This is a genomic window from Streptomyces sp. NPDC007084 (assembly GCF_040703595.1).
Classification (GTDB): domain Bacteria; phylum Actinomycetota; class Actinomycetes; order Streptomycetales; family Streptomycetaceae; genus Streptomyces.
The window spans coordinates 1-11,570 of record NZ_JBEYFY010000101.1; the positions used below are offsets into that span (position 1 = coordinate 1).

An 11,570-nucleotide genomic window follows, 5' to 3' on the forward strand; every position below is an offset into this window, starting at 1 on the left:
GCGGTCGGCGAGCGAGCGGACCGGGCTGGAGGAGCCGTCGGGCGTCGGCGGGCCGAGGTGCAGCGGGCGGCGCGGCGGCACCGGCTGCGGGGCAGGCGCCGGGCTCACCGTGCGGACGGCGCCCAGGTCGACGGAGCCGGTGTCACGGCCCGCCGTCTCGTGCGGGCCCGGCTCGTGGGCGAAGGGCATGGGGGCCGGCGGCGGCACCTCGTTGCCCCACGCGCCCTGGGCCCCGGGGGCGCCCGGCAGCAGAAGCAGGTCGTCGTCCTCGGCGGCGTTCACGGAGGGGTCGAGGTAGGTGTACGCGCCCGGCGCGGCGACGCCCGGCTGCTCCACCATGCCTGCGCTCTCCGGCATTCCCTCGCCCGGGACCTGGCCGGTGTCGGTCATGCGTACCCCTCGCCCATCGGTTAGTGCTTCCTAGTCCAGCTCGCCCGGAACGGCGCACCGACCGCCCCGTAGTGAAGAACGAGCGTGCGTGCCCAGCGGCACGAACGACCGGCCAACAAAGGCGACAAAGCCATTAACTGGCATTGTCCCGGTCGTCCGGCCCTCACGGCGGCATGATCCGCGAGTGCCCGCTGTGGACTGCGCCACGTTGCGCGTCCTCCGGTTCTGCCGTACCACACACGCCTCAAAACGGGCGGGTTTTCCGGACATTGGCCTACGAAAGGCCGACCCCTCGGGAGCGGTACAACGATCGGCCAGCCTACCGCGCGCGGTACGACAACAGGATCACGGGGCACGATCCGGGAGACGGCCGCTGAGCAGGAACGCGACGCTCCGCTCCTTCTCCGTCCAGGCCTTCGTGTCGAGTTCGACGGACTGGATGAGGGCGCACTCGACGTCGTAACCGTGTTCGGTCAGATCACGGCCGACGAGTTCGGCGGCGTCGCGGGTGGCGGCGTGCGTGACGATGCGCTGGGGGCGACGGTCGGCGACGGCCGAGACGACCTCCGCTCCCCCGCCGCCGACGCGGACGACGTCCGGTTCGGGCAGGTCTTCGAGGACGTGCGGAGCGGTGCCGTGCACGATCTGCATCTGGACGCCGAAGCGCCGGGCGGCGTGCTCGGTGCGGGCGCAGGAGCCCGGGCCGCGGTCGACGGCGATGACGGCGGCGCCGCTGCGGGCCGCCTCGGTGGCGAAGGCGCCGCTGCCGCAGCCGATGTCCCAGACGAGGTCGCCGACGCGCGGGCCCAGCCGGGCGAGTTGCGCGGCCCGCAGCAGGTCGGTCTCGCCTTCGCCGAGCGCTCCGCCGTACGCCTGGGCGGGCAGCGCCCAGCCGCGCGGGCCGGTGCCGGGGTCGCGGCCGGCGATCCAGCCGCCCCCTTCGGCGGCGGCCACGAATCCGCCGATGACGATCACGACGTTGGGGTCGCGCCAGGTGTGGTCGGCCGCCTTGTCCGAGGTCAGCATGGTGACCCGTTCGTCGCCGGTGCCGAGTCCCTCGCAGATGACGAAGGTGCGGTGCACGCCGTCGAGGAGCAGGCCGAGTTCGGCGGGGCCGGCGCCGGGCGAGGTGAGGACGGCGACCTTGGTGTGGGCGCGGCAGACGTTGACCGCGCGGCGCAGGGTGCGGCCGTGGGCGACGACGACCTGCGCGTCGTCCCAGGGCATCCCGGCGCGCGCGAAGGCGGCGGCGACCGCGGAGACGGCGGGGACGACCTCGACCTCAAGGCCGAACTCGGGGTCGCGCAGGGTGCGGACGACGCCGAAGAACCCGGGGTCGCCGTCGGCGAGGACGACGGCGGTACCGCGGTGGCCGGCGATCCGGCGGGCGGCGAGCGCGACGCTGCCGAGGCGGATGCGTTCGGCGCTCTCGGGCACTTCGGGGAGGGCGAGATGGTGGGCCGCGCCCGCCACGAGCGTGGCGGCGCCGAGAGCGGAGCGTGCCGCGGCGGTCAGCGGCGAGCCGTCCCAGCCGATCACCGTGACCCGGTCGGCCATCGTCGTCAGTCTCCAGAGGGTCGTCGCGGGTCGTCAGGTGCTGCCCGGGCGGGCTCCGTGAGGGTACCTGGTGAGCCCGGACGGTACCGTGCCGGTCCAGGGGTGCGACCGGCGGACTCCCGGGCGCCGGCGCTTTCGGTGCTTTCCGCGCGCGGAAAGCCGTGTCCCGGCCCGGCCTCGGCGCCTGCCCGATGCGGGCCCCTGCTTGGTCTCGGCGCCTGCCCGGTCCCGGTCCCCGCCCGATCTCTGCCCGCGCGGTTCAGTACCAGTCGGTTCAGTACCAGTCGGTTCAGTTCCAGTCGGAGTACGAGGTGTAGCCGCCGGCGTCCGCGCGGTGCTCGCCGGTGTCCTCCAGGTCCTCGGGCAGCAGGCTCCACACGATGAAGTCGGTGCGCAGGTCGGCCCAGGTGCCGTCCTCGGTCCGGGTACGCGCTATGCAGGCGTTGCGCAGCACGCCCTCGCTGATGCAGCCGATCTTCTGGGCGACCTGCTGGGCGGCGGCGTTGTCGGCGGCGGTACGCAGTTCCAGGCGCTCGAACTTCTGGTCGTGGAACAGCCAGCGGGCGGTGGCGAGCGCCGCCTCGGAGGCGTAGCCCTCGCCGCGTGCCCAGGGGGCGACGATGTACGACAACTCGGTGGAGCGGACCCGCCAGTTGGTCTTGCCTAGCTGGATGACGCCGACCAGGCGCTGGGTGAGGAACTCGGTGACGGCGAGGTCGAGTCCGCGTCCCGCCGCGCGTTCGGTGGGCGCGTAGTCGGTGATCCAGTCGCGGGCGCCCTCCTCGGAGAACGGCTGCGGGATCGACGTCCAGGCGGCGACCATCTCGTCGTTCATCATCTCGGCCAGCGGAGCGACGTCGTCCTCGTCGAGGGCACGCAGGACCAACCGCTCCGTGCTGATGGAGATGTCGGGGAAGGTGCTCGTCATACGACGCTCCGTAACCGTCGGGGACTTCGGACCTGATGTACCGCCAGGTTCGCTGAACTGCCCAGCATGCAGCATGAAACCACCGAACCGCACAACGGGGTCCACTCCCGGTAATGGAGTGGACCCCGTGCGGTGACCGGAGGGCCGTGCTGCCCTCGCAGCCGGTGAACTGCCGCCCCGCGCCCATGGGAAGGGCACGAAGGACTGGAAGGAGAGGTAAGGAGAGGAAGGAGAGGAACGACAGGACGGACTAGAAGGAGGGGATGACGGACCCGGCGTACTTGTCCTCGATGAACTTCTTGACCTCGGGCGAGGTGAGGAGCTTGGCGAGCTTCTTCACGCGCGGGTCGTTCTCGTTGCCCTTCTTGACGGCGAGGAAGTTGCCGTAGGGGTTGTTCTTCGCGGACTCCAGGACGAGGGCGTCCTTGGCGGGCTTGAGACCGGCGGAGATGGCGTAGTTGCCGTTGATCACCGCGGCGTCCACGTCGTCCAGGGCGCGCGGGGTCAGCGCCGCCTCGACCTCCTTGAACTTCAGGTTCTTGGGGTTCTTGGCGATGTCCTGCGGGGTCGCCTCGGTGCCGGTGCCGTCCTTGAGGGTGATGATCCCCTTGGAGGCGAGCAGCTTCAGGGCACGCGCCTCGTTCACCGCGTCGTTCGGGACGGCGACGGTGGCGCCGCTCTTCAGGGCGTCGGAGCTCTTCACCTTGTGGGAGTAGAGGCCGAGCGGCTCCAGGTGCACCGTGACGACGGGCACGATGTGGGTGCCGCGCTTCTTGTTGAAGTCGTCCAGGTACGGCTGGTTCTGGAAGTAGTTGGCGTCCACCGAGCCGTCCTCGGTCGCCGTGTTCGGCACGATGTAGTCCTGGAACTCCTTGACCTCCAGGTCCAGGCCCGCCTTCTTCGCCAGGTTCTTCTTGACGAAGTTCAGGATCTCGGCGTGCGGGACGGGGCTGGCGGCGACGACGAGCGGGCCGCTCTTGCCGGAGGAGGAAGAGGAGGAGTCCTTGTCCGAGCCGCAGGCGGAGAGGCCCAGGGTGAGGGCTCCGGCGGCGAGGACGGCGGTGGTGATCTTGGCGGTGTTACGCACGAAAAGTGCCTTTCCTTATGGGTGGGGCTGCCCCGTCATGAGGTGGACGGGGAAAACGAGGGGGGGGTGGGTGCCGGCGGCCGGCGGACGGCCGCCGGGGTGTCAGGCGACCTCGCCGACGTCCGCGGTGGCGGGCTCCCGGGACTTCAGGAACCGCAGCCTCGGGGCGGCGCCGGAGTGACCGCCGCGCCGGTGCAGTCCGCGGGCCGCGTAGTCGCCGGCGAACTGGATGACGGAGATGACGACCGCGAGGATGGCGACCGTGATCCACATCATTCCGGTCTCGAACCGCTGGTAGCCGTAGCGGATCGCGATGTCGCCGAGGCCCCCGGCGCCGACGGTGCCGGCCATCGCCGAGTAGCCGATGAGGGCGACGACCGTGGTGGTGGCCGAGGAGATCAGCGAGGGCAGCGACTCGGGGACGAGGACCCGGCGGACGACGGTCCAGGTGTTGCCGCCCATCGCCTGCACGGCCTCGACGAGTCCGCCGTCCACCTCGCGGACCGCCGTCTCGACCAGGCGGGCGAAGAACGGGATCGCGCCGACGGCGAGCGGGACGATGGCCGCCTCGCGCCCGATGGTCGTCCCGGTGATCGTGCGGGTGAAGCTCATGAGCGCGACCATCAGGATGATGAACGGCAGCGAGCGGGCGATGTTCACGACCTGCCCGACGATCTTGTTGACGACGACGTTCTGCAGGAGTCCGCCGCGGTCGGTCAGGACGAGCAGGATGCCGAGCGGGAGACCGCCGACGATGGCTATCAGCGTGGACCAGCCGACCATGTAGAGGGTGTCCCAACACGCCTCGGACAGCAGGGGCTGCATCTCGGACCAGGTCACTTGGCACCTTCCTTCACCAGCACGGACTCCTGGGCGGCCGCTTCGACCAGGTCGATCTGCAGACCCTGTTCGCGCAGGAAACCGATCGGCACGACGTTCTCCTCGTAGCCGCCGGGCAGTTCGATGCGCATCCGGCCGACCTGGCGTCCGGCGACGGTGTCCATCGCGGCGCCGAGGATCGAGATGTCGATGTTGTAGGTGCGCGAGAGCTGCGAGATGACGGGCCGGGTCGCGGCCTCTCCGACGAAGGTGACGTCGATGACCGTGCGGTCGGCGCCGGAGACGTTGCCGCTGACCGGGAAGAGCGCGGAGGCCAGCTCCGAGCCGGGCGTGGCGAGGAGTTCGCTGACGGTGCCGGACTCGACGACCCGGCCCCGCTCCATCAGGGCGGCCGAGTCGCAGATCGACTTCACGACGTCCATCTCGTGGGTGATGAGCAGGACGGTCAGGCCGAGCTGCCGGTTCAGGTCGCGCAGCAGCCGGAGGATGGAGCGGGTGGTCTCCGGGTCGAGCGCGCTGGTCGCCTCGTCGGAGAGCAGCACCTTCGGGTCGCCGGCCAGCGCGCGGGCGATGCCGACCCGCTGCTTCTGTCCGCCGGAGAGCTGAGCGGGGTAGGCCTTGGCCTTGTCGGAGAGGCCGACCAGGTCGAGGAGTTCGAGGGCCTTGACCGACCGCCGCTTCCCGGAGTAGCCGAGGATCTCCAGCGGCAGTTCGACGTTGTCCTGGACCGTCCGCGAGGACAGCAGGTTGAAGTGCTGGAAGACCATGCCGATCCGGCTGCGCGCCTTGCGCAGTTCACGGCCCGCGCGCGGGCCGCGTCCGGCGAGGGCGGTGAGGTCCTGTCCGGCGACGGTGACCGTGCCGGCGGTGGGACGCTCCAGGAGGTTGACGCAGCGGATGAGGGAGGACTTGCCGGCGCCGGACTGGCCGATGACGCCGTACACCTCGCCTTCGCGGACATGCAGATCGACGCCGTCGAGGGCGGTCACTTCACGGCCGCGCGAGCGGTAGACCTTGGTGAGGCCCGTTGTCGTGATCACTGGGGTTTCCGTCACTGTCGAGTGCGGGCGTGTGGGTGTACGCCGGCGCACGGGTGCATGCGGTCGGGAACGCGACACGGTTCTCGCGATGGCGATGGAACCTGGGGGAGAACTTGTGCGCGGGGCAGCCCGGTCACGTACGCGGTACGGACACAGGGCTCGCGGCGATCCCGCTTCGGGGCGCGGGATCAGGCGGTGGTGCGGGGGCCCTCTAGAAGGCGCACATTCGACACATACAGCGAGCACCGGGCGTCATGGTCGCCTCGGTCGCAAGGATGCGGCTGCTCGTCGTGGTCATGGAATGAAGTAAAGCAGACGGCGGGCCGGGACCCGCCACCGCTGTCCGAATAGCGGACAGCGGTGGACACCTTTCAGCCCCGGACGGACAGCTCGATGCCCCCGGCGGTGACCAGTGCGGAGACGGCGGACAGGTCCTCGACCACGTGGTCGGCGGCCAGCTCGTGGGCGGGGTGCGTTGTGGCCAACGCCACGGTGGTCATCCCGGCGGCGCGGCCGGACCGGAGGCCGGCGGGCGCGTCCTCGAAGACGACACAGCGGGCCGGGTCGACGCCCAGCAGGCGGGCGGCGAGCAGATAGGGCTCCGGATCGGGCTTGCCGCGGGTGATGTCGTCGGCGGCGATCAGCGCCTTGGGGCGGATGCCCGCCTCGACGAGCCGGGCCTCGGCGAGCCGTCGGGTGGCCGAGGTGACGACGGCCCAGCGCTCGGCGGGCAGCGTGGCGAGCAGGTCGAGGGTGCCGGGCAGCGGGACGACTCCGCCCGCCACGTCCTCCAGTTCGAGCTGTTCGACCCGGGCGAGGGCGCGCGGGACGAGGTCCGCGGGCAGCAGGTCGGCGACGATCTCGGCGGCGGGGCGGCCGTGCAGTCCGACCCGGGCGAAGTCCTCGGCGGTGAGGCCGTACTCCTGCGCCCAGCGCGTCCAGCAGCGGTTCACCGAGTCCAGGGACGAGACGAGGGTGCCGTCGTTGTCGAACAGGAGGGCGTCAGCGTGGATCTTCATGTCCTCGACCCTACGGGGCACCCCGGGGGCGAGCGCATCAGGCCTTTTGGCCCGTAATAGGGTCACGGCATGCTTGATGCCCTGACGGTCGCGACGGCCGTCGCCGCGCTCGCGCTCGCCGCCTGGTGCGGCTGGGCCGCCTACCGTGATCAGCCGACGAAGGACTGGCACTTCATCGGCATGGCCGTGGTGTCGCTGCTCGCCGCGGTCCAGCTCGTGATCGGGGTGGTCCAGCTCGCGCGCGGCGAGAAGGCGGAACAGGGCACGACGATCTTCGTGGCGTATCTGCTCGGCGCCTTCGCGTGCGTCCCCGCCGTGGGATTCATGTCGCTGGCGGAGCGCACCCGCTGGGGTTCGGTCACGGTGGCGGCGGGCGGCGTCGTCCTCGCCGTGCTCGAAGTACGGCTCTATGACATCTGGGGAGGCTGAGTTGACGGCCACGGAGGAGAACACGACCGTGCCTCGGGACGAGCGCGACGACCGGAACGAGCACGGCGAGCGGGACGAGCACGGCGAGCGGCGGGAACCGGTGGAGACGGCCGCGGAGGAGCCCGCGGCCACCGGACGCACCCGGCTGATCAGCGGTCCGGGCATGCTGCTGGTGTGGCTGTACGGGGTGATGGTGGTCGGCGCGGTCTCGCGCTCGGCCGTGCAGATCTCCACGGAGTTCGACAAGGCGCCGCTCGCGTACTCGCTCTCCGCGGTCGCCGGGCTCGTCTACGGCTTCATCACGTACTCGCTCGTGCGGGGCGGGGAGACCGCGCGCAGGGCGGCGCTGGTGTGCTGCGCCGCCGAGCTGGCGGGTGTGCTGATCGTCGGCACCTGGACGCTGGTGGAGCCGTCCGCGTTCCCGGACGCCACGGTGTGGTCGGACTACGGCATGGGCTATCTGTTCATCCCGGTCCTGCTGCCGCTGTCGGCGATGTACTGGCTGCGCAAGGCGCGGACGAACGCCGCCTAGAGCCCGGCACGCGGCGCCCGGGTGCCCGGCGCCCGGTGGGCAACGGCTCCGCAGGAAGCGACCGGTGAGGGCTGTGGCCGCCGGTCCACGGCTCCCGCCTCGCGGTCGGAGTCCACGGCTCTCGCCTCGCGGTGGGAGTCCACGGCTCCCGCATCGCGGGTGGAGGCGGGCCGGCGGCCGTGGCCGTCAGGCGCTGGTGGCGTACGCGACGGTGTCGGCGCCCTTGGAGAGGGTCACCAGCGTCAGCCGGTCGTCGACCTGTTCCCTGGAGACGGGCGCGTAGCCGTGCTTGCGGTACAGGCGCAGGTTGTGCTCGCTGCGGTGGCCGGTGAAGAGCTGGAAGGACTTGACCGCGCCGTCGGCGCCGAGGCGGGTCTCGATCGCGGCGAGGAGCCGGCCGCCGAGACCGTGCCGCCGCAGCCTCGGGTGCACGATGAGCTTGTTGATCCGGGCCGTCCCGTCGGCGCCGACGGCGCCCCGCACGGAGGCCACCACCTCGTCGCCGAGCCGGGCCACCAGGACCGTGCCCTCCGCGAGTTCCGCCCTCAGGGAGTCGAGCGGCTGGGTGAGCGGCTCGATGCCGTAGTCGCCGTACAGCTCGGCCTCGCTCTGGTAGCAGAGGTACTGCAGCTTCAGGATCTGTTCTGCGTCCTGCTCGGTCGCCGCCGAGATGGTCACGCTCATGCCCATGTGTGCATGCCTCCCGCTCACCTGTTCACCGGTCGTCCCTCACTCCTATCCCCGTCGTCAGTGGGCCGCAACCTCCACCGCGAGCAATCGCCGCAGACATCCCAGGCATCTGGAACGTTCCGGGCCAAGACTCCCCTGTGAGATACCCAACTCGCCTGCGATCTCCCGGTACGTGAGGTCCTGCGGGGAGAGCAGCGCGGCCACCAGACCCCGGCAGCGGCGGGGCAGTCTGCGCACGGCCGCGTGCAGTTCGCGGCGCCGCTCGGCGGTCATCGCCTGCTGTTCGGGGCCGGGGTGCCGGTCGTCGGCGGGCTCGGCGTCGTACGGCTGCTCGGCGCGGGCCGTACGGCGGCTGCGGCGGGCCTCGGAGCGCACCGCGCGGCGCAGCCAGCCGGGCGGGTCGGCGGGCGGGCCCTGGGTGTCCAGGCGTTCCAGGAGGCGCAGCCAGACGGCCTGTTCCAGGTCGTTCGGCTCGGTGCCGGAGGCGTGGGCCTCGGCCGAGACCTCGGCGGCGAGCAGCGGGCGGAGCGCGGAAACCATCTCGTGGGTCATGTGCGGCACGACGCGGCCGTCCCGGCGGCGGGTTGCCGGGACGGCCGGTTGTCACCCCATCCGGGGTGCGGGGGCCGCCGGTTGACGGCCCGGCGGCCGGCTCGACGGCCGGCCCGCGGGCCGGCCGTCGAGTTGTTCAGCGACCGGTTCAGCGACCGGTCCGGCAGCCGGTTCAGCGCGCGAGGAAGTCCGCGCGGGCCAGTACCGCCGTGTCGGCGTTGTCCGAGAAGACGCCGTCGATGCCCGTCGCGAAGTAGGCCTGGAAGGCGCCGAAGGCGTCCCCGTAGCCGGTCGGGTCCGTGCCCTTGCGGAAGTCCGCGGGCAGAAAGGGGTTCTCGTTGCGCATGGTGTACGGGTGCAGGATCAGGCCCGCCCGGTGCGCGTCGGCGACGAGCGGGGACGGCGTGGTCAGGTTGCCGGCCGCGTCCCTCGGGATGACGAGGTCGAGCGTGGGGCCGATGCCCTGCGCGAACGAGGCGATCCATTTCAGGCCCTTGGGCGTGACGAGGTCGGCGACGGTGCGCGGGTCGCCGGTCGCGACGAAGTCCCAGGGGCGGGTGTCCGCGCCCGACAGCAGGACGACGAGCGGGTTGCCGACGAGCTTGTTCAGCCGCTCGACGCTGGTCGGCTCGAAGGACTGGAGGATGACCGGCGAGTCCTTGCCGTCCTTGCCGTGCTTGCGCAGCAGTTTGGCGACGCGCTCCTCCAGGCCGAGGCCGAGGGCGCGGAAGTAGGTGGGGTGCTTGGTCTCGGGGTAGATCCAGACCTGCTTGCCGCGCTTGCGGGTCTGCTCGTCCTGCCAGCGCAGCACCTCCTCGAAGGTGGGGATCTCCCAGCGCCCGTTGTAGAGGGTGTTGTGCGGGCGGTTGGCGGGGATGCGCTCGACGGCGCGCAGCGTCTTCAGCTCGGCGAGGGTGAAGTCCTCGGTGAACCAGCCGGTGGTGGGGACGCCGTCCAGCACCTTGGTGGTCTTGCGGGCGGCGAACTCGGGGTGGGCGGCGACGTCGGTGGTCCCGCCGATCTCCGGTTCGTGCCGGCAGACGAGATGACCGTCCTTGGTGGGGACGAGGTCGCCGGCCTCGACGATGTCGGCGCCGAGGTCCAGGGCGAGCTGGTACGAGCCGAAGGTGTGCTCCGGCCGGTAGCCGCTGGCGCCGCGGTGTCCGATGATCGTCGGCTTGGGCAGGTTCCGGTAGCCGCCGCCCCCGTGGCGCTCGCCGGCGCTCGCGGCGCCAGGCAGTCCGAGGACCGCTCCCCCGGCGCCGAGCACCGCGGCCCCGAGCAGCGTCCGCCGCGCCGTGCCCCGCTCCTGACCGTTCGGCTCCTGCGCTCCCATGAGTGTTCCTCCCGCGGTAGGTGCCCTGTCTTTCGAAGCGGGACGATCGTAGGTGCCCCCGTGTGACGGGAGGGGGGCCTGCGGCGGAACAGTCGATGACCCCGCGGAGCGGGACCGGATGCGGAACCTGACGGTCCGTCGGCTTCGGCTGCCGCGAGAGGGGTACCCGGGGTGCGACGGCGAGGGGGCGGCGAACCCTGACGGGGTCACCCGTTCGCCGGTGCGGCGCGCGATGTCCGTCACATCGTGTCGCCCCGATGTCGGCCGCCCACGGGCGCGCCACCGCAGGTAAACGTGCGTCAACAGTGCGTATCGAGCCGGTGAACCCGATGTGCAATCACCGGGGAACCGCGAGTATCGTCCTCACCTGCACAGACTCCATACCGATCCCTTGACACCGGAGGGCCCGTTGTCCCGCTTCGCGCTCATCAAGGCAGTGCTCGGACCGATCATGCGCCTGATGTTCCGTCCTCGGGTGGAGGGCGTGGAGCACATTCCGGGCGACGGTCCGGTGATCCTGGCCGGAAACCACCTCACGTTCATCGACTCGATGATCCTTCCGCTGGTCTGCGACCGGCAGGTGCTGTTCATCGGCAAGGACGAGTACGTCACCGGCAAGGGCTTCAAGGGCCGGCTGATGGCGTGGTTCTTCACCGGCGTCGGCATGATCCCGGTGGACCGGGACGGCGCCAACGGCGGTGTCGCGGCGCTGATGACCGGCCGCCGCATCCTGGAGGAGGGCAAGGTCTTCGGCATCTACCCCGAGGGCACCCGCTCCCCCGACGGCCGCCTGTACCGGGGCCGCACCGGTATCGCCCGGCTCACCCTGATGACCGGCGCCCCGGTCGTGCCGTTCGCGATGATCGGCACCGACAAGCTCCAGCCGGGCGGCGCGGGCATCCCGCGCCCCGGCAAGGTCACCGTCCGCTTCGGCCCCGCCATGGAGTTCTCCCGCTACGAGGGCATGGACCGCGACCGGTACGTGCTGCGCGCGGTGACCGACTCGGTCATGACCGAGGTCATGCGGCTGTCGGGCCAGGAGTACGTGGACATGTACGCCACGAAGGCGAAGGCGGCCTAGGGCGTGTCGTTTGGATCATGTGGCGGGTCGCGGGGCAGGGCACGCACATCTGCGGCGTTGTCGTCGGTTGCCGACGCTCCGCGTCGTCG

At 71.4% G+C, this 11,570-nt stretch carries 12 protein-coding genes and 1 pseudogene; 3 read left to right on the forward strand and 10 right to left on the reverse strand.

Translation table 11 applies throughout. The annotated features are described in order from the left end of the window. From AB0912_RS35220 to AB0912_RS35250, 7 genes and pseudogenes are all read right to left on the reverse strand, one after another. Positions 1-390: pseudogene (locus AB0912_RS35220) on the reverse strand (5,6-dimethylbenzimidazole synthase); the annotation flags it as partial. Positions 391-735: 345 nt separating this feature from the next. Then, on the reverse strand, positions 736-1,947 hold the full coding sequence (gene cbiE, locus AB0912_RS35225) for a precorrin-6y C5,15-methyltransferase (decarboxylating) subunit CbiE (RefSeq protein ID WP_366707291.1): 1,212 nt from the start codon (positions 1,945-1,947) through the stop codon (positions 736-738). A 289-nt stretch (positions 1,948-2,236) separates the two neighbouring features. Continuing rightward, positions 2,237-2,875: a GNAT family N-acetyltransferase gene (locus AB0912_RS35230; protein WP_366707293.1), complete on the reverse strand. Its 639-nt coding sequence runs from the start codon at positions 2,873-2,875 to the stop codon at positions 2,237-2,239. Positions 2,876-3,125: 250 nt separating this feature from the next. After that, positions 3,126-3,962, reverse strand: a complete 837-nt coding sequence (locus AB0912_RS35235) for a MetQ/NlpA family ABC transporter substrate-binding protein (RefSeq protein WP_366707295.1) — start codon at positions 3,960-3,962, stop codon at positions 3,126-3,128. A gap of 102 nt (positions 3,963-4,064) precedes the next feature. Continuing rightward, positions 4,065-4,802, reverse strand: coding sequence for a methionine ABC transporter permease (locus tag AB0912_RS35240; protein WP_366707298.1), 738 nt, complete (start codon positions 4,800-4,802; stop codon positions 4,065-4,067). Further along, positions 4,799-5,842 carry an ATP-binding cassette domain-containing protein gene (locus AB0912_RS35245; RefSeq protein WP_366707300.1) on the reverse strand — a complete coding sequence of 348 codons (1,044 nt, stop codon included), beginning with the start codon at positions 5,840-5,842 and terminating at the stop codon, positions 4,799-4,801. Before AB0912_RS35245 ends, AB0912_RS35240 begins: the two co-directional genes overlap by 4 nt. Positions 5,843-6,213: 371 nt before the next feature. After that, entirely contained in the window at positions 6,214-6,861 is a 648-nt protein-coding gene (locus AB0912_RS35250; protein ID WP_366707302.1) for an HAD family hydrolase, read from the reverse strand. Between the two features lie 69 nt (positions 6,862-6,930). On the opposite strand from AB0912_RS35250, the gene AB0912_RS35255 reads away from it, so the two are divergent. Beyond that, entirely contained in the window at positions 6,931-7,290 is a 360-nt protein-coding gene (locus AB0912_RS35255) for a hypothetical protein (RefSeq protein ID WP_148007766.1), read from the forward strand. A 163-nt stretch (positions 7,291-7,453) separates the two neighbouring features. After that, positions 7,454-7,822 (forward strand): hypothetical protein, encoded by a 369-nt coding sequence (locus AB0912_RS35260; RefSeq protein WP_366707312.1) that lies wholly within the window; start codon positions 7,454-7,456, stop codon positions 7,820-7,822. 186 nt (positions 7,823-8,008) lie between these two features. On the opposite strand, the gene AB0912_RS35265 is transcribed toward AB0912_RS35260, so the two are convergent. The 3 genes from AB0912_RS35265 to AB0912_RS35275 form a co-directional block, all read right to left on the reverse strand. Then, positions 8,009-8,512 (reverse strand): GNAT family N-acetyltransferase, encoded by a 504-nt coding sequence (locus AB0912_RS35265; RefSeq protein ID WP_366707304.1) that lies wholly within the window; start codon positions 8,510-8,512, stop codon positions 8,009-8,011. 57 nt (positions 8,513-8,569) lie between these two features. Continuing rightward, positions 8,570-9,064 carry a sigma-70 family RNA polymerase sigma factor gene (locus AB0912_RS35270; RefSeq protein ID WP_366707306.1) on the reverse strand — a complete coding sequence of 165 codons (495 nt, stop codon included), beginning with the start codon at positions 9,062-9,064 and terminating at the stop codon, positions 8,570-8,572. A 172-nt stretch (positions 9,065-9,236) separates the two neighbouring features. Further along, a complete protein-coding gene (locus AB0912_RS35275) occupies positions 9,237-10,400 on the reverse strand; it encodes a glycerophosphodiester phosphodiesterase (protein WP_366707308.1) in 1,164 nt (387 codons plus the stop codon). A 409-nt stretch (positions 10,401-10,809) separates the two neighbouring features. Here AB0912_RS35275 and AB0912_RS35280 point away from each other — a divergent pair, with 409 nt between their 5' ends. Continuing rightward, positions 10,810-11,481, forward strand: coding sequence for a lysophospholipid acyltransferase family protein (locus AB0912_RS35280; RefSeq protein WP_366707310.1), 672 nt, complete (start codon positions 10,810-10,812; stop codon positions 11,479-11,481). Positions 11,482-11,570 lie beyond the last annotated feature (89 nt).

Coding starts and splice junctions, on each gene's coding strand:
- cbiE (WP_366707291.1), bottom strand. CDS start 1,947: ATGGCCGACCGGGTCACGGTGATCGGCTGGGACGGCTCGCCGCTGACC.
- AB0912_RS35230 (WP_366707293.1), bottom strand. CDS start 2,875: ATGACGAGCACCTTCCCCGACATCTCCATCAGCACGGAGCGGTTGGTC.
- AB0912_RS35250 (WP_366707302.1), bottom strand. CDS start 6,861: ATGAAGATCCACGCTGACGCCCTCCTGTTCGACAACGACGGCACCCTC.
- AB0912_RS35255 (WP_148007766.1), top strand. CDS start 6,931: ATGCTTGATGCCCTGACGGTCGCGACGGCCGTCGCCGCGCTCGCGCTC.
- AB0912_RS35260 (WP_366707312.1), top strand. CDS start 7,454: ATGCTGCTGGTGTGGCTGTACGGGGTGATGGTGGTCGGCGCGGTCTCG.
- AB0912_RS35265 (WP_366707304.1), bottom strand. CDS start 8,512: ATGGGCATGAGCGTGACCATCTCGGCGGCGACCGAGCAGGACGCAGAA.
- AB0912_RS35270 (WP_366707306.1), bottom strand. CDS start 9,064: ATGACCCACGAGATGGTTTCCGCGCTCCGCCCGCTGCTCGCCGCCGAG.
- AB0912_RS35275 (WP_366707308.1), bottom strand. CDS start 10,400: ATGGGAGCGCAGGAGCCGAACGGTCAGGAGCGGGGCACGGCGCGGCGG.